Raw genomic sequence first — 24,849 nt, 5'->3', positions numbered from 1 at the left:
ATTGGTTAATCTTTAAGATTTTACTTAATATAGGTTTTAAGTTGTTCTAACAGGTTTTCGCCCCTTAAGTTTTTTGCTACGATCAAACCATCAGGATTGACAAGTATATTTTGGGGTACCGAATTGATGCCATACATTAATGCGACTTCATTTTTCCAATATTTGAGGTCGCTCACATGGATCCATGGCATACCGTCGGTTTTTATAGCTTCGAGCCATTGCTCTTTGCCTGCATCCAGGGATACGCTCACGATTTCAAAGTTTTTATCTTTAAGAGCCATATATGCTTTAACTACGTTTGGATTTTCTGCCCGGCAGGGGATACACCAGCTTGCCCAAAAATCAACCAACACATATTTGCCCCTTAATGATGAAAGTTTGAAAGGTTTACCGTTCTGATCATTTTGGGTAAAATCCGTGGCTTTAGATCCCGCTTGGCGTCTTTTGCCAATTTCCAGCTTTTCTAGCGTACGTTTTCCCAATGGGGATGATTGTAATGCAGCAGAAAAGCGATAGAATGTAGGTTCAACTTTCGCCGATTCAAATTTACTGTCTAGCACATACATATTATAGGTGTACAGCCCCATAAAAGAATTTAAATGATTCTCCGCAAATTTTACGTGAATATCTTTGATTGCAACCACTAATTTTTGAATACTGTCTCCCGCTTTTTTACGTTCCTCCGCTGATCTTTCATAAACTCCTTCCTTCGATTTTTTTCCAAATTCATTTTGAAGCCGCTGGATCGAATTGATCAGTGGTTTAACCATAGCTTCCTGTTCAAGGTTTTCTCTATCAGCTACTGATCCGCTAATCGCTGCATCTTTGATAGTTTCGTTTCCATTAATAGCAATCTTAGCATTTTCTATGAAAAATCCTTGATAATCTCCTTTATTTTTAGACCCTGCGGCAGTACTCCTCAAGGCGATGATGGCCTGTTGAGGCTCATCTACGCTTCCAGTGAGCTGGAATTTTCCATCCTTAACTTCTGTTGAATCGACCTCTTTCCAGGCCCCATTTTTGATTAGGGCGAGGTAAGCTTTAGTTGGTTCCTTAACCCCAGTAATTTTTCCGGAGAGTGTATAGCCTTTTTGGGCCGCCGCCATAAATGGGAGCAGCAAGATCAATAATAATAATGTATTTTTCATCTATATATGTTGAGTTTTTATAGCAATTAGCTTTTTTATTTAATGTATGATGCAATTTTTTTATTCACATCTTCTCCCCTTAGGTCTTTTGCAATCACTTTTCCATCGGGATCAATCAGTACATTTTGTGGAATGGCCGTGATTCCGAATCTTACAGCCACTTCTGTTTTGAAACCTTTCACATCACTTACCTGTGTCCAGGGCAGTTTGTCGGTTTCAACAGCCTTTAGCCAAGCCGCCTTCGTCTCGTCAAGAGAAACTCCTACAATTTCAAAGTTCCTATCTTTTAACTCAGCATACGCCTTTAACAAGAACGGATTTTCTGCCCTGCATGGTACACACCAACTTGCCCAGAAATCAACCAATACATATTTGCCTTTTAATGAAGAAAGTTTAAATTCAGTGCCATTTTTATCAGGCAGGGTAAAGTCGATCGATTTTCCAATGGCAAATTGTTTCGCTTTTAGATACCTCTCGGTTACTTTCTTGCCGTTAAAACTTGATAGTACTCGTTTACTTAGCCTACTATAAATAGGATCAAACTTAACCACATCAATTACTGTCATTTTGTTATCCTTGATCAGATCTAGGGCTACATACGAATCTGGATGATTAAGAATAAAGGAATCCAAGGCAGCTTCTATTTTAGCATAAACCGGTCGGGCCTCTGCCTGGATTTTTTGTATCATCACCGTATCTTTCGGCTTTGCATAATATACTTTTGCAAACCTTGCTGATATATCTTTGAACTGAGCAAGTAATGCCTGAGTTTTGCCAGTATACTCTAGATATTCGCTCTGTACTTTTGTTCCTGTAATAGAAGCGGTGCTGATACTATCCTTCCCTGCTATTTTATAATTCCCTTTTTCTAAATAGAAATCTGTATAATCTGGATGTTGGTCTCTAACCTTAGGATTTCTTTTTACATCCATCAGGTTTAGATACGCCTTGTTACCAAAGGCGGTTATGCCATTGATTTCAAATTTACCGTCTTTTACCAAAGCACTATCTTTCGCAGATTTACCCTCCGCGTTAATATAGGTTAATAATATTATTTTTTCGGCACCTGCTTGGGGAATGTTCCCTTCGATTTTGAATTTATCCTGCGCCATGCCAACGCTCGCTATCAGGCAAAAGACAACGGCGATTATATATTTAGTGTTCATTTTAGGTTATCTAAGTATGGAGTTTAATTATTATTAACCAGCTCTGGATTTTCGGCCATTATTTTTGGCGAAAACTTGAATACCCAACGCTCTGGTTTTAGGGTATAGGTTTCTGATACTACTCCAGCAGCGTTAAAAACTCTGTGCTGATAGTTAGGAGTGCTAAACAATGGATCAACAGACAACCTGCGCATATCGAACCAACGATAACCTTGCATTGCAAATTCGCGCACCCGCTCTTCCAATATGAATTGGATCAATGGGATTTTTGAAGCTGCTATTGCCGAAGGCACTGGTGCTTTTGCGGCAGGCATACGGTTTTGGCGTAAAGTCTGTACATCTGTAACAGCGCCAGGGAGATCATTAAGTCTTGCTTTAACTTCAGCTCGCAATAGATAGAGGTCTGATAATTTTATAGACAATGGACTATTTGTGGTTCCTCCGCCTGTTCTCTTGATTAGCCTTACCGAATTTGGGAACGTAATTGACGTATAATTGGTTGCAGCTAAGCGAAGATCGGCCGGATCAAATAACGCAGTTGCCTCGGGCGTAAGCCAAAATATTCTGGAACCTGTACTGGTTGGTGCACTGGTAGTACCTTTGGAGTATAAAATTTCAAAGTCGGAGATAACGGTAGGAAACCCTGGAAACGCTGTATTGTAATTATAAAGCGAAACAGTTACTGCAGCGCCCGGTCCGGTAACACTACTTATCGATTCGTTTAGCATCGGTAGGGCTTCAGTATACCTGCCCATAAAAACGTACACCTTTGCTAAAATGCCTTTTGCGGTAGCTTTGCACATTCTAGCTCTCCAAAATACTCCAGTATTAGATAAATTCGGAATAGCGGTGTTAAGATCTGATAAAATAAGGTCATAAATTTCCTGTACGCTTACCCTCTTAAATTCTGTGCGATTAATATCAGCCTCTGTAATTAATGGAAATCCAAGATCAGTACTTGCCGTAGCTGGATTATAGGGCTTTCCGAAAAGATTAATCAATATGAAATAGGTCCATGCACGTGATGCCAATGCTTCTGCCTGAATTGATTTTTTTTGAGCCTCAGTACCTCCTGTAGATTCCAACACCTCGTTAATTACCTTATTGTAAATATACAAGGCCTTTAAAGGTGCTAGTGTTTCAGTTGCATTTTCTTCTACAGTATAAAAATCTCCCTCATATTTAAAAGTTTGCTTGTCTTTAAAACCTGCTGCGGTCCAATTCGGCTCTATAGCCGACATTTCATCCCCTAAATTAATGGATCCCTCTGGGTTAGTATTGATAAGGTCGAGGTTGTTCATTAATAGGTCGTAGTCGGAAGTTTTTCCTGCAATGATTTTACCTTTGGGTAAAATTTCTAAGAACGATTTTTTGCACGAGCCCATTACAGTTACCAAAAAAGCAACCAATATGAATTTTATTGTATAATTATATGTCTTTTTCATCTGTTTTATCTTTTTGATGGTTAAAGTGAAATATTGGCACCAATTGTAAACGTTTTCTGATTGGTAGGTGCAACCAGGTCCTGAAATTCTGGATCGATACCATACTTGTTTTTAGTCCACAACATGAAGTTAGATAACTGTGCCCTAAAGGTGATGCCTCTCGCTTTTACCTTATCGGTTAAAAACTTTGGAACGTCGTAAAACAAAGTAACATCACGCATCTTCACAAATGACGCGCTTACTACATTTACATCTCCTTGTACATAGTAATTATTTTCTACTAAACCATTATTCGGACTGGCATTGTATAAATAAGGCGGGATATCGGTAAAAGCCTCATCACCTGGAACTTTCCATCGGTTTAAAAAGTCTACAGAAACATTTCTGCGGAACTGGCCACCAAAAGGAATATTGCTCCTTTGTCTTCTCATCACATGCCCTAAATTATAGATCATATTTGCCGAAAGAGTAAAGTTCTTGTAGGTAAAATTATTGGATAAGCCTCCATTATACACAGGTTGCGTTGTACCCATATACAAGATATCATCAGGTTTGGTGATTGTTCTGTTTTTAGAGATCGAACCATCCGCCAGATATACCTGTGGTGCACCTGTGTTGTCCAATCCTGCATATTTGTAAGCAAACAAAGTATAAGCCGGATAGCCTAGTTTTAAACCTGCAACTACCTGTGTAGCTCCAGTTAAAGCTGGCGTTAGCGTAGAGATATTGATCATTTTGCTTTTGTTATAGGCAAAGATCCAATTGGTAGACCAGCTGAAGTTTCTACTTCTGATATTGTCTGAGCGTAGGCTTACTTCAATTCCCTTGTTGTTTATGTCGCCTTGATTACCGGTTACACCTGTTGGAAATCCTGTAAAACTATTAGGAAAAATAATTCCCAAAAGATCCGTAGTTTTTTTATTGTAAAGATCTATGCTTGCCGACAAGCGATTTTTCAATACAGAGAAATCCAATCCAATATTGGTTGTAGCGGTACGCTCCCAAGATAGATCTGGGTTACCAGGTGTTACCACTCTAGACCCTATTCCGCCAGGGAAAAATGCACTAGCTACACCTTGTATAATATCTTCCGATGCGGCAATACCCACTTCAGGAGAGTTTCCGGTTATACCATAGGTGAGGCGTAATCCTAAGTCTTGAACCCAGGTTACAGGTTTCATAAACGATTCGTTGCTTATGTTCCATTTTCCACCAACACTATAAATAGGTTTGTTTTGTGCCGATTTATCTTTACCAAACAGGTTGCTCTGATCATTACGCCAGCTTAAATTTAAGGTGTATTTACGATCGTAAGTATAACCTAGATTGGCATAATAAGAAGTATAACGGGTAGTGGTTTCATTGGTACTAAAAGCGTCGTTTGTAAACGTACTGGCTACACCACTTAAATTTGGGAGTACCGTATTTAACAGTGCAGCACCGATACCCGTAACGTCAACAGCGGATGAAGTAAGCAAAATTTCATCAAAGCCTCTTACTCTTGTAGTAGTAGCAGTAGAGAATTGTTCCTGTGCTTCTTGGCCAGCCAAAACAGTTAATGCATGTTTGTTTTTAGTAATATCGTAGATCAATTGATGCCTGATATCCCATTTTGTTTGGTCGCCCATCAAATTGGTTAATCTACCACCAACAAGCCCAGAAGTAGGCATATAATATTTTGGTACTACCGTAGGATCTGCAGCAACAGCATAGGTTGCCACTTCTTTACGGACCACATAACTCTGTGGACTTTCAAAGTCTCTCTTCTTATTTTTACCTTTGATATATCCGTAGGTACCTTCAAAACGTAAACCTTTGATGATATGTAATTTAAAGCCAGTGTTTAAACGGGCCAACAAGCCATCCGCTTGCGTATTTCCATATTCAAATTCGTTTAGCGGGTTGTAATCAAGACTTACGCGGGCACGTGCCGATGCATTGGCCAATACGTCATTTGAATAACCCGTCATGAAAGGAATGGAAAGGTTATTGTTATTCGCATCCCTGAACATCTGGTAGGGAGCAAAGTAGTAGTCTACATCTGGATTTCTTTTTAACGAACTTTTATTATTCGTAATATCGGTTAAGAGATGGAAGCTTAAGAATTTGGTTGCATTAAAATCTTGGCGAACATTGATCTTAAAATTGTTATTTTTTTCTCCTGGCGTAGTGCTTACCGTATTGGTATAGCTAGCCGATCCATAAAATGAATATTTATCACCACCACCAGTCAAAGAAACTGTGTGGTTACTAAGCATGGCATCCCTATAAAATAAATCTTTGATCTCCGCGCGGTTATCTGTCCCGGCAAAAGTTTCTAACTGGGCTTGACTTGGATTAAGCCCATTGTTATAATAAAGATATTCTAAAGGTGTAATACCGCCCCCTGTTACCAGATTTAATGTAGCAAAAGGATATTGGGCAAAATAATTTGCGGTAAAGAGTTCTTTTGCAGTCTCCACAAATTGACGAGAACTTAGGAGATTAGCATAATTTAAATCTGGCTTTCCCTGGAAATTAGTGAAACCATTATAGTTAACCCGTAGCTTACTTCCAAATTTTCCTCTTTTTGTAGTGATTACGATTACACCATTTGCTGCACGTGCTCCCCATATTGAAGCCGCAGTTGCATCTTTCAAAACCGTGATACTTTCTACATCTTGTGGATTGATGTTAAGAATAATATCTGGAATGTTATCGTTAGGAGTAGTAATTGGCACCGCTAGCCCATCAACCACATATAAAGGCTGTGCTGTGGTTCCCGTGCCCGTTGTTCCGCCAGTGGTAGAGATACCGCGAATTAATAATTGGCTCCTGTTTGGTGCATTGTTTACCACTAAACCTGGTACCTGTCCATCTAAGCTCTGTAAGATATTCATGGAAGTGGTACGATTGGAAACCACATTCATGTCAACCGTAGAGAAAGATCCTGCGCTCCGTTCTTTAGATATAGTCTGATAACCATTGCTTACTACATTTACCTCCGACAAATCTCCCACAAAGAGTTGCATCTTAATGCTTCCCAAATCTTTAGCGGCTTTAATTTCTATAGGTTTATAGCCGATAAATGTAATTTGGATAATGGCATCCTCAGCCACATTTTTTAAGCTAAAATTACCATCTTGATCTGATGAAGTGCGATTATTTGTGCCTTTAACCTGAACAGATGCGCCAGGAATGGGAGATCCGTTTTCGTCTAGCAATTTACCTTTAACATCAATTGCTAAAAATTTCTCGATCAGTCTTTCTAGATATGATTTTTCCTTTGGTTTAATAATAATATTGTTGTTATCTAAAATGTAGGTCATATCAGTGCTGCTTAAAATAGATTCCAACACCTGTTCTAAAGGGGTATTGATAAAATTAGCACTGATTTTAGCCGAGGTTTTAAAATTGGTGCTTTCTACCAACACATTGTAATTGGTTTGCTTCCTTATTTCCCGTAAAACAGTTTCGATCGAAACGTTTTTTTCTACAAGATTTAGTCTCTGCCCAAAAGAGGCGGCGCTAACCTGCATCAACGAAACTAATAATATGAAGGTTGTTAATTTCATCATAAGTAGCAATTTGGAGATGTAGCTGTTTGGCTTACATTTAAATTTAGTATAGCTTATGTACATATAGTCATCGGGTTGTTTGCAGACAATCTTTCTTGCGGCGATGAATACACGCTCTATATTGCTTTAATGAGCAATATTTGCTAAGTTTGAAAGTCTGTTTTGGCGCGTGCATTAGTTTTTATAGGACACTTGCACCACCAGGTTAATGAAAAATTGATTATCAAATTTTTTCTGTTACAGATTTTATAAGGGCTTCGATTGCAGTCGAAGTCCTTTTTTTATCTATAGAGTTGCTTGGGCACTCATGGGATCTCTTTTTTTTCTTTCATAATTGTTTAGGTTGTTGGTGAATAAATGGTCCCAAAGGGATGCCTGTGGCATTGGTTACCCATTGGAGGGATAATTATTTTTTCTGGCTAACGTTAATTTGTCGGCCATTGATTTCAAAGCTAACTGCCCCTGTATTTTGCAAGAGCTTTAGCAATTGCGAAACATTGTCGAATCTACTTACCGATCCGAAAAAGGTTTTTCGTTTAAGGGCCTCGTTTTTATATAGTACTTCTACATTATACCATCTCGATACCATTTTCATGATATTTTCCAAGGTCTCATTGTTAAACATGAAGTAGCCATTTTTCCAGGCCACAACATCTTCAACCACTACATTTTTGATATCCAGGCTTGTACCCGAAACTATCGCCTGTTCGCCCGGCTTTAAGAGATTTGAGCTATGGGATTTAAGATTTGATATTTTTACGCTGCCTTCTAATAAGGTGGTTTTAACGGTTGGTTCGTTGGTATAACTATTGATATTAAAGGTGGTCCCCAAAACCTCTACACTTTGCTGATCAGCATCTACAATAAAAGGATGGTGTTTATCTTTCGCTACCTCAAAATAGGCCTCTCCAATTAATGCCACTTCTCTTGTAGTAGTTTTAGTAAAGCTGGTAGGGTATTTAAGTGATGATTCGGCATTTAAAAACACCATTGTTCCGTCTTGTAACCGAACCTGGGTTTGTTCTCCGCGGGTTGTACTTAAGGTATTGTAACCTAAAGGCCCATCTTCATCCCCGATAATTTCATAGATAAGCATACCATCTTTGGTTTTCGTGATTTTTACACCAGATTGTGTGGCTATATTTCCTGCTAATGCATCTTTGATTAAAATCTTTTTTCCATTGGCCAAGGTAAGCGTAGCGCCATTTTTGCCAGGGGCGATGTCGTTATGCATGGCCAACTCCCCATTTTGAGGCTTGAGATTAGCGGTATAGAAGTAGGTGCTTATCCCTAGTATCGCCAGGAGAACTGCAGCAGCCATCGCTAAACGGGGCCATAATTTCTTGCTACGGGTATCAAATTGGGGCTGCTTTTTTATTTCATGTAAAATTCTATCGTAACCCGGTATTTCTATTTGATCTATTTCTTCGCTCGATAGCTCATCCCAGTTTTGATCCAGTATTTCATTCAGTATGTGTTCGAAACGCTGATCGTGCAGTATTTCTGTAAATTCGGCCCTTTCTTGCGGGGATGCCGTTTGTTGTTGATAAGCCTTGAAGAGATGGATGATTCTTTCTTTGTTCATAATGTTAATCAGATAATTTAATCTTGTTCATACACTAAATTATCCCCTTTCTTATATAGACACACTCCTCCCTATAAGAAAGGTAATGAGATATCAAAAAAAATAAAAAATAGGTTTTAATTGGTCAATGGACGACGGACCATGGACCATTGGACGATGGACGATGGTCAATGGACGATGGACCATGCACGCAGACAGAGCCTACAGACCTATCCATTGACTATCGACCATTAACTATCGACTTTTTAGTTGAAAAGTTTGAAAATGATAAGCAGTGCGATCACATCATTGTGTTTTTGCAAATAGGCACGCAAAAATCGTAAGGCAAGTTTCATATGTGTAGCTACCGTTGAAGGAGCAAGGTTTAATTTTTCTGCTACTTCTTCGTATTTTAGTCCCTGCTCGCGGCAAAGGGTGTAAACTTCACGCTGTTGAGGAGGAAGCAGAGCTATAGCATCATTTAGGATGTTACGTGTATCATTTAGCATGATGAGCTCTTCAGTTTCATTATGCTCTTCATCCCAATCCAAACGCATGCGCTGATCAGCTCTGCTTTCTATTTCTTGCCTGCGCAATACATTTAGCGAGATATTTCGGGATGAGGTTCGGAGATACCCTTCGAGATTGTTAATTTTCTCAAGTTCAGGTCCCATCTTCCAAATTTTTAGCATCACTTCTTGGACAACTTCTTCGGCCAACAATGCCGAACGAAGTGTTTTAAATGCAAAAAGGTAAACTTTTTTAGTGTAGGTACGATAAATGATATCAAATGCATGGGCTTCCCCTTTCGCCACTCTTTTGAGTAGCTCCCGATCATCAATTAGGGGGGAAGAAATCATGAGCAAATCGTTTGAAAAGCAAATATACGGAAAAGCAGTCTTAAGTCCTTAGTCTAAAGTTGGTAGGTCGCAAATGCTCAACGCCTATCGGTATCCGCCTATCGCCCGAACGCTACTCCTTAAAAAACAATGCCTTCAGTTCATTTGCATCACTAGGCTCCATCTTGCCGGCCAAGATTAAGCGTAGTTGACGGCGACGTAAGGCTCCATCGAACAATTCTATTTCATCAACGGTTTCTGGCTTAATCTCTGGCACAGGAATAGTTCTTCCACTTTGATCAACCGCTACAAAAGTGTAATAGGCCTCGTTTGATTTTGCTCTAGTACCCGATGGAATGTTCTCTGCCCATACATCCAAGCGTACTTCTACCGAGGTATGAAACGCACGTGTAACCTTAGCTTCAATGGTAATTACATCACCAAGTTTAATTGCATGCTTAAAAGAAACATTATCAACCGATGCGGTTACCACTATTCTATTGCAATGTTTTTGCGCAGAAATAGCTGCGGCTATATCCATCCAATGCAGCAAACGGCCCCCCATTAAATTATTTAAGGTATTGGTATCGTTAGGCAATACTAATTCGTTCATCACGGTAAACGAATTTTTTGGACTTTTAGCTTTAGTACTCATAGTGGCGCAAAAGTAATGAAAAAGTGGACAAAAGCGTAATTAAAAGCAGGGAGCATAGGGCATGAGGCATAGAGGCCTCCACTCGTAACTCCCAACTCCACGCTCCATGCCCCAAGCTCCCCGCCCAAAACAAAAACCTCCTTTCACGGTTTATACTTCATGCAAAATCAAACGCTCATCCAATATTTTCACTGGTATTACAATGAAGAATATCAACTGTGGGTTAAAACGGCCAAGGAAGCCGCAAACCTAGCCGAATTAGGCATTACCATGGTTTGGCTTCCTCCAGCGTATAAGGGAAGCAATGGCGGATATTCTGTCGGCTATGATACCTATGATTTGTTTGACCTTGGAGAATTTGACCAGAAAAACAGCATAAGTACTAAATATGGAAGTAAAGACGAGTACCATAAAGCTATAGATGCACTTCATGATAACAACATTGGCGTATTGGCCGATTGTGTTTTTAACCACAAAGCAGGTGGCGATGAAGTGGAAGAAATAAAAGTGAGGAAGGTAAACGAAGAGAACCGGAATGAATTTATTTCTGATGAAATCGATGTTAGGGCCTGGACAAAATTTACTTTCCCCGGTAGGGCCGGAGCATATTCTGAATTTATATGGGACCATCGTTGTTTTAGCGGAGTAGATTATGCCGAAGACCAGGAAGGAACAGCAATATATGCTATTCAGAACGAATACGGTGAGGGTTGGGAAAATGTTCCTTCCAATGAATTGGGTAATTACGATTACCTGATGTTTAATGACATCGATTTTCGGAATCCAAGTGTGGTAGCAGAACTGAAATATTGGGGTAAATGGTATTATGATACCTGTAAAATAGATGGATTTAGGTTAGATGCAGTTAAACATATTTCGCCGGAGTTTATTAAGGGGTGGATAGACGAAATGAAAAAAACTTGTGATCGGGATTTCTTCATCATTTCTGAAAATTGGAATATCGAAAGCGCAGATGAGCTCGTAAATTACATTGATATCACAGCGGGAAGCACCCAGCTTTTTGATTCGTTGTTGCACCATAACTTTTTCCTAGCATCGCAAGGCGGAAAAGAATATGATCTGAATACGATTTTTGATCAAACTTTAGTTCAGGTTAAACCAGAAATGGCGATTACCTTCGTAGATAACCATGATTCGCAACCGCTTCAGGCCCTAGAATCATATATCGATTTCTGGTTTCGTCCCTTAGCATACGCCATGATTTTACTTAGAATTCAAGGAACTCCCTGCGTGTTTTATACCGATATATATGGAGCTTCTTACACAGATCAAGGACAGGACGTTGAATTGCATCCCTTGCAAGAATTGCCAACAATGTTAAAAATAAGACAAGATTTGGCCTACGGCGCGCAAAGAGATTATCTTGATCATAATAATTGTATTGGGTGGACTAGGGAAGGAGATGAAGAACATCCAAATGCAGGAATTGCAGTGGTAATGAGCAATGGCGATGAAGGATTTAAGGAGATGGAAATGGGCAAGTCATTCGCCGGAAAAACCTTTACCGATGCCATAGGTAAACGTGCAGAAGAAGTTATTATCGACGAAAACGGATATGGAAAGTTTTTCTGTAACGCCGGGAGTGTATCGTTGTGGGTTTTGAATTAATCCCATTAAAGTTAAAACTCCCGAACTTGTCAGCCTGAGGCACTCGAAGGCATCAATAAATAATAGAAATAACTCAAATGCTAGCCTCTAAGACGGGATTCCTTTTGGCATTCAAGACTTCAGGATTGACATCGAGTGTCTTTTTTATTTCCCTGCCGTATACTAGCCAATCTAACAATCTCTTCCCAATTTTCTGCAAACAATGCTTCCTTCTTTTTTCTGCTCCATCCCTTTACTTGTTTCTCAAAGGAAATCGCATCGTTAATATTTGTAAAATGAGCAACATACTTAAGCGTTATTGGTCTCCTAAAAAAAGTGTAAGCCTTTACTTCAGTTCCATGCTGATGATCATATAATCTTCCTTCAATATCACTAGTAACTCCTGTGTAATAGGTGTTATCTGAACAAAGTAAAATATATACGTAGTAGTTGTGGAATAATGCCATTTTGTAATACTGAAAATAGCGGATGATGACTCTAAATTAAGAATAGTTGAAATACTTCAAACCATAATCAAAAAAAATGTCGGACTTAGATACTCAAACACATCGGAAATTCATCTTAGGAATTAACCTTCAAGAATCATACTGCCTTCGAGAACCTCAGGCTGACATACAAAGGAGTACTTTAAACAATTGAACTAATTACCTTCTCAAAACACTATTACTTACCGAGGTAAAACCTATCAGTTCGTCCCACCTTCCCCCTGGTTTGCGGTAATACACCAGCACCTGGTAGCTATTTTCGGTTTCGAAGAAAGAACCTGAAAAAATGGTGTCATTAAATTTTCCAAGCTCATCAATCCATACATATTTAAAATCGTAAAGTCCTTGCTTTAATTTAAGGGTACTGTAGAATTTCTTTCTGTTTGGCTCATATATCAAACGGTTTTCTTCATTAAGTGTATAATTATTAAAGCGGCCCACTACATAACCCGCACCATTTGCCGTGGGGGGTGTAGCATCTAACGTAAAAAGCACATTGGCATAATCGCTATCGGTGATATTATCCCTCCCATCTTGGTTACGGATAAAAAAGCTGCCGTTTTCATCAAATTGGGTACTGTATTTTGCATTCCCATTGGCCAGATCAGGGAATAAAATTACGGTGTTAGTGGTGTCTTTATAGAGCTCCTGCACATGTTCTGCTCTGTATCTAAAATTTCTAAAATCAAATTTAAGAAATTCATTTCCTCCCCAAAAATCATTGGTAGACACATCGTTATAAACCAAAGAACCCGGTCTGATAAAAGCGGGTTTGGTATTAATAATTGCCGTTTGTGGAATACCGTTTTGCATCACAACGGCCTTTACTGTTAAATAAGGGTTTTGCAGCTGAATTTGGTGGAAAATCGTAAAATTAACCTTCTGCTTGCTCATTCGGTATTGAACTTCATTACTGGGAACCACTTCTGCACCTACATTTACGATGTTCTCAACCACATAAAAGCGCTGCGTAATGATCACTTTCTGCGGATCATTTTTTTCGTAAACCGTAAGGAGATAGTTGCCCGCGATTTTTGGTCTAACCTGATCGTTTGGTAGCGTTAGCTGATAATGCGTAAACTTTTGTAAAGTATTGAAGGAGAATTTGGTGTTAAAAATGATATCTTCTCTAAACGATTCTACATAATCCAATTGATTGATGCGCGATGATTTCCAATCATACGTACAATGCTCAATGCTATAGCTGTAGTTCTTATTACCTGCTTTAAGGTCGTCGAATGCAAAAGTAATGGTTTCGCCACTGCGCAGGGCGATAATTGGAAACGACTGCTCTTTTTTACTGTTATAACATTCTACGGTTTTTATGTTGGATTGGTAAACCTTGTTATCATAAATCGCTAAAGGATGTTGTGCCACACCAGTATTAGCAGTAAACAATAGAAGAAACGGTATTATTTTTTTCACAGCTAAAGTTATTTGATCGAATAAATTAATTTCTATAAGAGTTAGCCACAGATTAGAGGGTTTAAATTTCTGATTTAAAAAGGCAATTTTCAAGCTGCACCAATCTTTTTAATCTGTGGCTAAAAATTATTTTATCTAAAAATCTGACATCTCTAGGCTAATCAACCTAATAACTGTAATTTGTTTATGCTTCCAGTTCCATGATTTCTGAAGCCAGTTCTTCCCAGGTTTTCTGAGCATGATCCAATAAAGCTTTTTCAGCAAGGTACTTTTTATTGGCTTCATCAAGCTTATGCTGACTTGAAAAAACTTCTTCCTTAGCCAATTCTGCTTCCGCGTCTTTTACCGCCTGTTCAAAAACAGTAATTTCTTCTTCAGTTCTTTTTAGTTTATCATTCAGCTTTTTAAGCTGCTGTTGGGCATTTGCCGGAGCAGGTTCTTCTACTTTTTTCTTTTCTTCTACCGCTGGTTTAACCGGAATTGGTTTTGGCAAAGGAATTACCCTCTTGCTATTCCATTCTTCAAATTCGGCATAAGTACCTGGATATTCCTTTATTTTTTCTTCTTCAATAAACCATATTTTGTTAGCTACGTTATCTAAGAAATAACGATCATGGGATACAGAGATAAATGTACCTTCATATTGCTGCAAAGCTTGGATCAGAATATTAACCGATTGGATATCCAAGTGGTTGGTAGGCTCATCTAGGATTAAGAAATTAGAATCTGTGGTTAATGATTTTGCTAATGCAACTCTTGATTTTTCTCCTCCAGATAATACTTTAATCTTTTTGAAAACATCATCACCTGTAAATAGGAAACAGCCTAAAATTGATCTTAGCTCTGTGTCGGTATGTTTGGGGGCAAATGCCTGAAGTTCTTCTAAAATGGTATTTCCAAGATGAAGCGATTCTAACTGATGCTGTGCAAAGAAAGTGGTGGTTACATTATGCCCGGTTTCGCAAGATCCCTTGAACTTTTCTGTACCTGCAATCATTCTCAACAATGTTGATTTACCTTTTCCATTAGCGCCAATCAAGGCAATTTTGTCGCCTTTTTCTATCAGTGCTTCTGCATCATTTAAAATTTCGATGTTCGGATAACTTTTCGAGGCATGCTCAATCCGTATCACGTGGCGCCCTGATGGTTTAGAGAACTTGAAACTGAAATTTACAGTGGGATTATCATCATCAACATCTTCAACGCGGTCCATTTTATCGAGTGCCTTCATCCGCGATTGCGCCATCTTAGCCTTACTGGCTTTGGCCTTAAAACGTTCAATTAAGCGCTCTTCCTGTTTGATTTTGGCTTGTTGATTTTTAAACTCGCCTTTTTGGATCTCTCCTCGCAGAGCTTTTTCTTCTAGGTAAAACGAATAATTACCAGCATAAACCGTTAATTTTCCTTTACGGGATTCAACGGTTTTACGTACAATTTTATCCAGGAAGTACCTATCGTGAGAAACAATTACAATAGCACCTTCAAAGCTTCCTAAATAAGTTTCTAACCATTTAATGGAAGGTAAATCCATGTGGTTGGTAGGCTCATCCAATAACAGGATATCAGGAGTTTGCAATAAAATTTTTGCTAACATTACCCTCATCCTCCATCCTCCAGAGAAGGTGTTTAATGGACGGTGCTGATCGTCTGTACTAAAGCCTAGACCTGCTAAAATTTCGTTAGCGCGGTACTCTATGCTGTATCCATCCAAAGCTTCAAACTCCTGTTGTTTATCGCTCAGTTTGTTCAGTACCTCTTCACTATAGTCGGTTTCTATTTGTTTTAACAGTTCTTCGATCTCATCATGCAGCTGGTTTTGGCGTTCAAACGCTTCCATAGCTACGTGCAAAATACTGTAGTGCGAATCGTACGACAATAAATCTTGGTTGAGGTAACCAATTTTTAGGTCTTTTGCCATCGAAATGCTACCAGAAGATGGAGCATATTCGCCAACAATAATTTTTAATAAGGTAGACTTACCCGTGCCATTAGCACCAATAAGGCCAACTCTATCACCTGGTTTTATATGCCAGTTCGCTTCATCGTACAAGGCACGCGAGCCAATTAAGAAGGTTAAATCGTTTATAGAAATCATTTCGATGCAAAAATAGCAAATTTTAAGGGCGCTTTCAAGCATATAAGTGTAAAAAGAGTTGCGCGTCTGGCGCTGAGCGTTAAGCGATACCATTGGCCCAACGCAAGACGCCAAACGCTCAACTCCAAACTGCTTTTCCTTTCTTGCTTCACTTTACTTATCTTCGCACCATGTATCGCCTGATCAAACCTGTCTTTTTTAAGTTCGACCCTGAAAACGTGCATCACTTTGTGGTAAAAAGGCTAAAATGGTTTCATGATTACTTTCCTTTTGGCAAAACGATTCTCCGGAGCAGTTATGATATTCATTTAAAAGGACTGGAACGGACGGTATTTGGCATCAAGTTTAAAAATCCTGTAGGTTTAGCTGCGGGTTTTGATAAAAACGCAGAATATGTGGAAGCATTGAGCAATTTAGGGTTTGGGTTTATTGAGGTAGGAACAGTAACGCCTTTACCACAGCCAGGGAATGAAAAGCCAAGGATGTTTAGGCTCCAGGATGATGAAGCTATCATTAATCGAATGGGATTTAACAATAAGGGGGTTGATGTAATGGCCGAACGCCTTCGCTTGTTAAAAGAAAAAGAACCAACTATCGTTGTTGGTGGTAATATCGGGAAAAATAAAAATACACCCAATGAAGAAGCGGTTAACGATTATATCAAATGTTTCGATTGTTTATTTGATGTGGTAGATTACTTTGTAGTAAATGTAAGTTCGCCCAATACACCTGGGTTAAGGGCCCTACAAGAAAAAGAACCGCTTAAAACATTACTGAGCACTCTTCAGCAACGCAATCTGAAAAATAACGTAGCCAGACCAATACTGCTTAAAATTGCTCCTGATTTAACTAATGAGCAATTAGATGATATTGTTGAAATTGTAAAGGAAACGGGTATCGCTGGGGTAATTGCAACAAATACAACTACAGACAGAAATGGTCTCTATACCGAAGAAAAGCTAAAGGAAGAAATGGGCGGCTTAAGTGGTAAACCGCTTACCCAAAGGTCAACTGAGGTTATCCGTTACTTATCCGAAAAATCAAACAAATCATTCCCTATTATTGGCGTAGGAGGGATCCATTGCCCACAAGATGCAAAGGATAAAATCGAAGCCGGTGCATCGCTTGTGCAGCTTTATACGGGTTTTATCTACGAAGGGCCAGGCTTGGTGAAACAAATTTGTAAAGCACTGGTTAATTAGTTTTGAAGGAGTGAATTTGAATGATGGGAGAGTTAAATCATTTACATTATTACTTAATTCAATCATTTCTTTTTAGGCTTCGCCCGATTTTTTTCTACCCTAAATTTCGTAATTCTACTAATGAGATCTAAAGGCATGGGCTTATCCAATGGAAACTGTACCGATCCTTTCGCGCCTTTATAAAGTGAAAGCTCCTCTTTAAAGGCTTCGATGCCTTGTGGAGCGGGGTATAGACCGATATGGTTTTTGTAACCTGCAAAATGGATCAAGTTGCCATTTAGTTCAAAGGTTGGCATTCCGTAGCTGATTTTTTCTTTTGCATCGGGGGCTGCTTTTTGAATGGTTGTCCTAATCTGTTGCAACTGTTCCTGTACCTCTACGGGAAATTGAACGATGTAAGAGTCGATGTCTTTAAAGCTATTCATGGTCAGTTTTGTTGGATGTTAATAAAGAGGTTTAATTGGTTGATGTTATGAATTTAAAATTAAAACAGCCACAGATTAAAAAGGATTAAAGCGGCTAACTCTTTTTTAATCTGTCCCAAAGGGATGCCTTTGGGCATGGCTAGCAAATTTCAAACCCGTAACTAGGGCGTACTTGAGACGCTTTCTTTATTCATAGCTAAGCTCCAATTGATCCCTATCAATGAAATTAGGTTTTTGCCCTTACCAAAATTTCTTCCAAAGGCGCCGGTTAATACTACTTTTTCGGAGATTTTGTACTTGATAAGGCCACTGGACCTATGCGTATCAGCCAAATCGTTTTTCCGACTAATGTATTCATAGGCAAAAGAAAGTGTTTTAAATTCAAATTCCAATTTATAAAGAAATGAAATCAGTATAATCACCCCCGGATTCAAGATGTAGGCTAAATTTTTAACCATATAAGACATATAAGTCAAGCAATGCCTTATATGTCCTTATATTTCTTATATGGTTTAATTAACGCTAAGACTTATTAAACATATAAGGAATATAAGCCGCAGATGCGCGGATTTTAAAGAAATGAAATCAGTATAATCACCGCCGGATTCAAGATGTCGGCTAAATTTTTAACCATATAAGATATGTAAGTCAAGCATGCCTTATATGTCCTTATATTTCTTATATGGTTTAATTAACGCTAAGACTTATTAAACATATAAGGAATATAAGCCGCAGATGCGCGGATTTTTAAAGAAATGAAATCAGTATAATCACCGCCGGACTCAAGATATCGGCTAAATTTTTAACCATATAAGATATGTAAGTCAAGCATGCCTTATATGTCCTTATATTTCTTATATGGTTTAATCAATGCTAATACTTATTAGAAAGTAAAATCTGCCATCTGCGGCCTTAAAATCAGTTAACCAATTAACCAATTAACCAGTTAACCAATTAACCCTACTAACCAGCACTTTATTTTTCAGGCTCCAAATAGCCTTTAAGTGCGGTATGCAAGAAATGGTTCCAACCGCCTTTAAAGCTTTCCCTTTGGAAATTAGGTCCGTTTTCTTCTAAAGTATGTACATTTTCGTGGGTTAATCGTAGCAAGGTTTGTTCACCTTTATCAAACAGCTCCCATCTTACGGTAGAATTTCCAGGGTAATTATCGTAACGCCACGTATAGGCAATTTTCTCTCCTTCAACCAGTTCGGTGATTTCACACAGGTGCAAGTATTGTGGTCCTTCATCAGGCCCTCCTAGAAAATCGAATTTGAAGCCTATCTCGGGCCTGAATTCTCGCAGGTTAAAATACCAATTTTTTAGTTCATCATTGCTAGTTAGTGCGCTCCATACCTTAGCAATTGGCGCATTATAGGTTCTTTCAATTACAAGTGGATCTGTATTCATGTTTTTTATTAGTTAATGTGATGATTTGATAATAGCTTCCCGATAGCTATCGGGATTACACATTCACAAATTAGCTAATTCTTTTATTTTTGGCGCTAAAGGCTATAGTTTTTTCTAATCGAGAAATCCGTGTGGCTTCCTGTTTGGCGCTCATTACCCAATTGATCATAACTTTTTGGTAGGAGGGTGCCTGATTGATAAAAAAATTCCAAGCCAATTTATTTACTTTGAATTTCTTTTCGAAAACTGGACTTAATTTCCTTGTTTCGTTTTCATAAGCATAGATCTTTGATTTCTGATCAGTTCGATATTCAAAAGCTTTCAGTCCGGCAGGAAGCATCAATCCCCGTTGGGTTAATTCTTCTACTTTTTTGATGTTTACAGCACTCCAGATACTCGTGGGTCTTCTGGGTGTAAAACGAATGGTGTAACTCTCTTCGTTAAGCGATTTACGCACTCCATCAATCCACCCAAAACAAAGCGCTTCATCCACAGATTGTGGCCACAATATACTGGGTTTTCCACTATCAACTTTGTAAAACCCTACAAGAAGCTCTTTTTCAGTTTCGTAATTTTCGGTTAACCAGGCCCTGAAATCACTTTGTTTCTCGAAAAATTTAGGTTCCATGTAAATTAGCTTATGACTAATTAGCAGATTAGCTAATTAGTTTTAGTAAAGATATACTTCCCAGGTCCTTGTTTCAAAATCATTTGTTTTTCGGCTGGTTTAAATTCTAACATAATCCCTGCCGGGGTAAATTCAAAGAGATCCTTTCCTGTTGCCTCCATCGGGATAGACGCCTGTCCGGTAGCTTGAGAAACTAATACATTTCCTTTCTTACTAATCGTAATTTTCATCGGGAAATTTGGTGCAGCGTATTCACCTAGATACTGGTCCAGCTCTTCGGTTGATAAGGTAAGAGTTGTAAAGGACGGCAAATTAAACGACCGTCCATAGTATGCACTCAAACCAGCGGTGAGAATTTTAATATTCTCATATGAATTAGCGTTTGTAATGAGAGAGATACTTAATTTATCTTCTGGAAAATAATATAACATTGAAGAAAAGCTATCTATACTTCCATTATGCCCAAACCCCTTTTTGTCGCCTTCAAAAAGAAACTGTCGCAAGCCAAAACCATAATTATCTTTTATTGACGTCATTTGGGCCAGGCTTTGAGCGGAGACAATTTTGCCTGCAAAAAGAGCTGCAATAAAAATGTTAAGATCTGTGGGATTTGATACTACTGCACCGGCTCCTGCTGGTATAGACATATCGGTTTCGGTTTGTTTCTTCCAACCATCCCTCTGAAGATAAGAGAAAGCTTCATAGCTTTGTGAGTTAATCTTATTTCCCGAATAGGTATTTAACAATCCTAATGGCTTAATTATTTTGACATTTAAGATTTCTTTTAAGGGCATTTTATAGATATCCTCTAAAATATAGCCTAATAAAACATAATTCGAATTGCTATAGGCGGCTTTACTATCGGGCTCGAAATCACTGGGGTATGAGCTAATCATGGTTACCATTTGGGCACTTGTTTTGGGCTGCGTATAATAGCTCATATAATCGGTGCTATTGGTAAAGTTATAAATGCCACTGTGGTGATTAAGCATCATTGCAATTGTTATTTTCTCGGCATTTTTAACAGTGGGAAAATAGTTCGACTGCTTATCGTTCAATGTAATCTTACCCTCTTCAATGGCCTTAAAAATTAACGTAGCAGTAAATGTTTTCGAAATAGAACCAATCCTGTACTTTGATGCAGGGCTTGCTTTCGTGTTATTTTCTACATCAGCAAAACCAATAGCTTTAGCATAGTTAACTTTCCCATCTATCGAAATGGCAAAACTTCCCATCCATTTATTGTTTTTCTCGAGCGCAAGGAACACACTATCAAGCTTCGCCTTATTAAATTGTTGTGCCGAGACGGTTGATCCAGCTAGTGCAATTATCAGTAAAAGGATTATTCTTTTCATGTTATGGGTTTGTTGTAAATATAAGAAACGGAGTGGGTAGTCTATAGTCGATAGTCAATGGTCGATAGTCCATGGTCTGGATGTTCAAGCCGATTGTCTATTGACCATCGACCCAGTTTAACTTCCCTCTAAAGCTTAACTCTAACGCACAAAAAAGCATCCCAAAATTAATTGAGATGCTTTTTAATGTGTATAAAGAAGAGTAAAAAGCCTAAGCTTTAGCTGTTAATTGAGCTAAAACTGCATTGTTCTTAGCCAATTGATCTGTTTTAGATTGTTTAGAACGGCTTCCCAATTCGATATTTGTAGCTAATTTTAGCGTATTTACTTCTTGACGAGAAACTGTTTTATTGTATCTGTCTTTTCTTTTTAATCTTGTTACTGCCATGATAATGAGCTTTATTTTCTTTAATTAGTATAAAATCTGGAGGTCGAGAGCGGATTCGAACCGCTGTACAAGGTTTTGCAGACCTCTGCCTAGCCACTCGGCCACTCGACCTTTTAAATCCAAGGTTGTCCCATAGGATGCCTACCCTTTCCTTACGGGGCACAAAAATAACAATAATAAGTTACTATGCAAAGCCGAATGTTTAATATTTCATTTTATTTAATCCCTCTGGTTAATTCGCTACAAAATATAGCAGCCGATACAGCAACATTTAAGGATTCGGCATTGCCGATTTTAGGGATGGTTACAGGAGTAGTAATCTTTTCCCTCAATGCATCACTGATGCCATGCCCTTCATTTCCCAACAAAATTAGACCTTCTTTCCCCCATGGGTTGTTATAAATATCATGGCCATCTAGCAATGCCCCGAAGACAGGTAAAGCAGCAGTAGTTAAAAAGGGGCCGAGGGCAGTGTATATCACATTAACGCGGCATAATGAACCCATAGTTGCCTGTACAGTTTTTGGGTTATAAAGCTCTACTGTATTTTCGGAACAGATGATATTCTTTATACCGAACCAATCAGCAGTGCGTATAATGGTGCCAAAATTCCCAGGATCCTGGATGTCATCAAGCACTAATGAAAACGAATGTTTCAAACTATTGGTGTCTATTTTTTGTTGAAGAGGAATATGAACCAACGCTAATACACCCTGTGGGGTTTGTAAAGTGCTTATCTTTGTTAACTCGACACTGGTTACTTCGAATAACCTTATATTTGTAGTGTTTTTAGGGAGAGATGAAATATAGGGAGCCGTATAGTAGATGCTATTGATCTGATATTTTGAATTTATGAATTCTGTGATAGATTTTATACCTTCAATTATAAAAAATCCACTTTCTTTGCGGTACTTCTTTTGATGTAAAGATTTTATAAAACTGATTTGAGATTTTGAAAGCATACAGGTATAACTATAAACAACAGGTACAAACGCTTACAATATTACTATTTATTCTTGTTTTTGTAGCAGGGTGTTCTTCAACAAAGTATATTCAGGACTATCAATCGATTGTAAAAAAAGTTAAAATCGACAGCATCAATAAACAGTTTGAAGAGCAGGCCTACAACTACGTCCAAAAAGATATTCGTCCATCAGGCGGTCTAGGTTTAAATGTTTTGATCTATAACATCTTTAACACCAAGAATGGTAAGTACAAAACAAGCAATATTAAGCCATTGGGCTCTCCTCCGCCTATTTTAGATAGCACATTAGTAGAAATCTCAAGAAACCAGATCGAAAAATACCTTAAAAGTAAAGGCTTTTTTAAAGCTAAGGTTATATCAGAAATAAAAATAGAGGATAAAAAAGCAGAGGTGAGGTTCATAGCGGATCAGGGCCCTGCTTTTATGGTAAATAAAGTTACCTATGAAATCCAGAATGATATTGTTAAATCGTTATATCTTTCGAACAAAGTAAATTTTACCCATTTACGTGAGGGAATGCAATATGATGAAGATTCGTTAGTTTATGAGCGGGAACAGATCTATCAACTGATGCGCCAAAATGGATATCGTGATTTCGAACGTCCTTACGTAAGATACACGCCTGATTCCAATCAGAATAATAGTAAGGTTTCTGTAAACCTAATTATTGATAATCCCCTTGATGGAACAAAACATCGGGTTTATACCATCGACTCCACCAGTATCCTCATTGCACCAAGCTCTGATGGCTTTACTGATCTTAAACTTGTAGAAGATTCGTTAACATCCAAGAAATATTTTAGGGGAATCCGCTTTGTAGATATGTCTAACCGATTTAGGAGAAATCCAATTACGCGGTATGATTTTATCAAACAGGGAGAAATTTATGATATCAGGAAGGAAACGTTAACCTACGACCGACTATACGAACTTAACGTATTCAAAAACGTTAAAATAGAATATACCAAAGCCAAAGATAGCAGCGCCAAACTAAATCCTGTAATATTGCTCATCCCGCAAAAGCGAAGAAGTAATAGGATTGAGGGTGAAGTACCTTTTAATGCTGGTACAGTAGGATTTACAGTTAGCAATACCTATACCGATAATAATTTTTTAAAAGGGGCAGAAAAGTTCCAGTTTCAGGTAAAGGGCGGACTGCAATCACGGGCCGGTAAAGGTTATTCGTTTTTTAGAGATATCTACCAACGCGATTTTTCAATTAGTGCAAGTTTAAGTGTACCGCGATTAATGGTTCCATTTGGCATCCCTATGATGGGTAAAAATGGAATGCCAAGCACTACTTTTGCTACCAGTTACCTCTATGCACTACAACAGGGTAGACTTGTGCGAAGGATTTTTATCAATTCGATCAGTTACGATTGGGTAGAAACAAAGTCGAAACTGCACTCCTTTACACCACTCAACTTCGAGTACCGTTTTGGAAGCATTTTGATTGATACCACAGATAAAAGTGATATCCAGAAATTTAGGGCTGATAGCATTACCCTAGCAACCAATTCGTACAACATAAAGCTGTTGGGCCGCAAAGATTTTACGCTCGGAATGAAGTATGCCTATTCGTTAAATGCTGATAAACTACTCCAAAACAGGTCGTTCGTTTACTTTAGAGGAAATATAGACATTGCTGGAAATTTATTGCAATTGGCCACTAGTGTTTTTGGCGATAAGCACGATCCTCAAAATGGGGATTTTGGAACAATATTAGGCTTGCCTTTTAACCAATATGTAAGACCAGAGGTCGATGTTAGATGGTATAGAAATCTAGGTAATGATAAAATGTTTATTGCCAGGATTAATGGTGGGGTAGGTTATGCCTATGGAAACTCTGTAGCTATTCCCTTCGAAAAATTATTCTATGCAGGGGGCTCAAGTGGGGTGAGAGCTTGGCAGGCCAGAACATTAGGTCCTGGAAATTACAATAGAGATGTAATTACAAGCGTTGAGGCGCGTAAAGCGTCGTATGGCATTGATCAGCTGGGCCAAATGCGCATAGAATCAAATTTAGAATACCGTTTTATGTTGGTTAATAAATTGTTTGGCGGAAAATTAAGAGGCGCCTCATTTGTTGATATGGGAAATGTGTGGAACATTTCGCCAGGAAATCCACAGCCAGAAACATATTTTAATCTTAAGAAACTTGGTCAACAAATTGCGATCGGAACCGGATTTGGTTTCAGGTACGATGTTCAGTTTTTCGTGTTCAGATTTGATGTAGGACTTAAAATTAAAGATCCCCAATTTTCAGGTTCAGAACAATGGGTTATTGCGAAATACCTGAAAGGAGCAAAAGATTTCAAAACCAATTATGAAATTAGGCACTCGCCTGATACCTATAGGTTTATGCAGTATAATTTTGGGATAGGGATGCCTTTCTAGCATAGGGCATAGTGCATAGGGCATGGAGCTTGGAGCTTGGGGCATGGGGCT

The 24,849-nt window shown here is 38.5% G+C and carries 20 protein-coding genes and 1 tRNA gene; 3 read left to right on the top strand and 18 right to left on the bottom strand.

The annotated features are described in order from the left end of the window. Nucleotides 1–20: 20 nt before the first annotated feature. The 7 genes from AC6H0V_RS09170 to AC6H0V_RS09140 all read right to left on the bottom strand — a co-directional run bounded on the left by AC6H0V_RS09170 (nt 21) and on the right by AC6H0V_RS09140 (nt 10,374). Nucleotides 21–1,148, bottom strand: a complete 1,128-nt coding sequence (locus tag AC6H0V_RS09170) for a redoxin domain-containing protein (protein ID WP_497559889.1) — start codon at nt 1,146–1,148, stop codon at nt 21–23. Between the two features lie 35 nt (nt 1,149–1,183). Beyond that, a complete protein-coding gene (locus AC6H0V_RS09165; RefSeq protein ID WP_497559888.1) occupies nt 1,184–2,314 on the bottom strand; it encodes a redoxin domain-containing protein in 1,131 nt (376 codons plus the stop codon). A gap of 23 nt (nt 2,315–2,337) precedes the next feature. Further along, entirely contained in the window at nt 2,338–3,759 is a 1,422-nt protein-coding gene (locus tag AC6H0V_RS09160; protein WP_497559887.1) for a RagB/SusD family nutrient uptake outer membrane protein, read from the bottom strand. A gap of 20 nt (nt 3,760–3,779) precedes the next feature. Next, the gene (locus tag AC6H0V_RS09155; protein ID WP_497559886.1) at nt 3,780–7,316 is read right to left on the bottom strand and encodes a SusC/RagA family TonB-linked outer membrane protein; all 3,537 of its coding nucleotides are present in this window, start codon (nt 7,314–7,316) and stop codon (nt 3,780–3,782) included. A 406-nt stretch (nt 7,317–7,722) separates the two neighbouring features. Beyond that, nucleotides 7,723–8,901, bottom strand: a complete 1,179-nt coding sequence (locus AC6H0V_RS09150) for a FecR family protein (RefSeq protein WP_497559885.1) — start codon at nt 8,899–8,901, stop codon at nt 7,723–7,725. A gap of 245 nt (nt 8,902–9,146) precedes the next feature. Continuing rightward, the gene (locus tag AC6H0V_RS09145) at nt 9,147–9,740 is read right to left on the bottom strand and encodes an RNA polymerase sigma-70 factor (protein ID WP_497559884.1); all 594 of its coding nucleotides are present in this window, start codon (nt 9,738–9,740) and stop codon (nt 9,147–9,149) included. A 112-nt stretch (nt 9,741–9,852) separates the two neighbouring features. Next, nucleotides 9,853–10,374 carry an acyl-CoA thioesterase gene (locus AC6H0V_RS09140; RefSeq protein WP_497559883.1) on the bottom strand — a complete coding sequence of 174 codons (522 nt, stop codon included), beginning with the start codon at nt 10,372–10,374 and terminating at the stop codon, nt 9,853–9,855. A gap of 159 nt (nt 10,375–10,533) precedes the next feature. Here AC6H0V_RS09140 and AC6H0V_RS09135 point away from each other — a divergent pair, with 159 nt between their 5' ends. Then, complete coding sequence (locus AC6H0V_RS09135; protein WP_497559882.1) at nt 10,534–12,003, top strand: alpha-amylase; 1,470 nt, start codon at nt 10,534–10,536, stop codon at nt 12,001–12,003. Nucleotides 12,004–12,122: 119 nt separating this feature from the next. Here AC6H0V_RS09135 and AC6H0V_RS09130 read toward each other — a convergent pair whose 3' ends face one another. The 3 genes from AC6H0V_RS09130 to AC6H0V_RS09120 form a co-directional block, all read right to left on the bottom strand. Further along, nucleotides 12,123–12,449 (bottom strand): GIY-YIG nuclease family protein, encoded by a 327-nt coding sequence (locus tag AC6H0V_RS09130; RefSeq protein ID WP_497559881.1) that lies wholly within the window; start codon nt 12,447–12,449, stop codon nt 12,123–12,125. 198 nt (nt 12,450–12,647) lie between these two features. Then, nucleotides 12,648–13,913 (bottom strand): type IX secretion system plug protein, encoded by a 1,266-nt coding sequence (locus AC6H0V_RS09125; protein WP_497559880.1) that lies wholly within the window; start codon nt 13,911–13,913, stop codon nt 12,648–12,650. Between the two features lie 184 nt (nt 13,914–14,097). Continuing rightward, nucleotides 14,098–16,008, bottom strand: a complete 1,911-nt coding sequence (locus tag AC6H0V_RS09120) for an ATP-binding cassette domain-containing protein (RefSeq protein WP_497559879.1) — start codon at nt 16,006–16,008, stop codon at nt 14,098–14,100. A gap of 170 nt (nt 16,009–16,178) precedes the next feature. On the opposite strand from AC6H0V_RS09120, the gene AC6H0V_RS09115 reads away from it, so the two are divergent. Next, nucleotides 16,179–17,210: a quinone-dependent dihydroorotate dehydrogenase gene (locus AC6H0V_RS09115; protein WP_497559878.1), complete on the top strand. Its 1,032-nt coding sequence runs from the start codon at nt 16,179–16,181 to the stop codon at nt 17,208–17,210. Between the two features lie 62 nt (nt 17,211–17,272). Here AC6H0V_RS09115 and AC6H0V_RS09110 read toward each other — a convergent pair whose 3' ends face one another. The 8 genes from AC6H0V_RS09110 to AC6H0V_RS09075 all read right to left on the bottom strand — a co-directional run bounded on the left by AC6H0V_RS09110 (nt 17,273) and on the right by AC6H0V_RS09075 (nt 22,378). Beyond that, nucleotides 17,273–17,635 carry an iron chaperone gene (locus AC6H0V_RS09110; RefSeq protein WP_497559877.1) on the bottom strand — a complete coding sequence of 121 codons (363 nt, stop codon included), beginning with the start codon at nt 17,633–17,635 and terminating at the stop codon, nt 17,273–17,275. 161 nt (nt 17,636–17,796) lie between these two features. Continuing rightward, nucleotides 17,797–18,093: a hypothetical protein gene (locus tag AC6H0V_RS09105; protein ID WP_497559876.1), complete on the bottom strand. Its 297-nt coding sequence runs from the start codon at nt 18,091–18,093 to the stop codon at nt 17,797–17,799. A gap of 517 nt (nt 18,094–18,610) precedes the next feature. Further along, a complete protein-coding gene (locus tag AC6H0V_RS09100; RefSeq protein ID WP_497559875.1) occupies nt 18,611–19,045 on the bottom strand; it encodes an SRPBCC family protein in 435 nt (144 codons plus the stop codon). A 70-nt stretch (nt 19,046–19,115) separates the two neighbouring features. Beyond that, nucleotides 19,116–19,673, bottom strand: coding sequence for a YdeI/OmpD-associated family protein (locus AC6H0V_RS09095; protein WP_497559874.1), 558 nt, complete (start codon nt 19,671–19,673; stop codon nt 19,116–19,118). A 32-nt stretch (nt 19,674–19,705) separates the two neighbouring features. Further along, nucleotides 19,706–21,028 carry a serine hydrolase domain-containing protein gene (locus AC6H0V_RS09090; protein WP_497559873.1) on the bottom strand — a complete coding sequence of 441 codons (1,323 nt, stop codon included), beginning with the start codon at nt 21,026–21,028 and terminating at the stop codon, nt 19,706–19,708. Between the two features lie 211 nt (nt 21,029–21,239). Next, nucleotides 21,240–21,416 carry a spore protein gene (locus AC6H0V_RS09085; RefSeq protein WP_497559872.1) on the bottom strand — a complete coding sequence of 59 codons (177 nt, stop codon included), beginning with the start codon at nt 21,414–21,416 and terminating at the stop codon, nt 21,240–21,242. A 37-nt stretch (nt 21,417–21,453) separates the two neighbouring features. Beyond that, nucleotides 21,454–21,527 (bottom strand) — tRNA-Cys (locus AC6H0V_RS09080). Between the two features lie 104 nt (nt 21,528–21,631). Beyond that, nucleotides 21,632–22,378, bottom strand: coding sequence for a TrmH family RNA methyltransferase (locus AC6H0V_RS09075; protein ID WP_497559871.1), 747 nt, complete (start codon nt 22,376–22,378; stop codon nt 21,632–21,634). Here AC6H0V_RS09075 and tamL point away from each other — a divergent pair. Further along, nucleotides 22,369–24,798, top strand: a complete 2,430-nt coding sequence (gene tamL, locus AC6H0V_RS09070; RefSeq protein WP_497559870.1) for a translocation and assembly module lipoprotein TamL — start codon at nt 22,369–22,371, stop codon at nt 24,796–24,798. The genes AC6H0V_RS09075 and tamL overlap by 10 nt on opposite strands. The last annotated feature ends 51 nt before the right edge of the window (nt 24,799–24,849 follow it).

Source organism: Pedobacter sp. NO84, assembly GCF_059703915.1.
The sequence above is the reverse complement of the archived record's forward strand: the minus strand, read 5'-3'. Positions and strand labels throughout refer to the sequence as shown.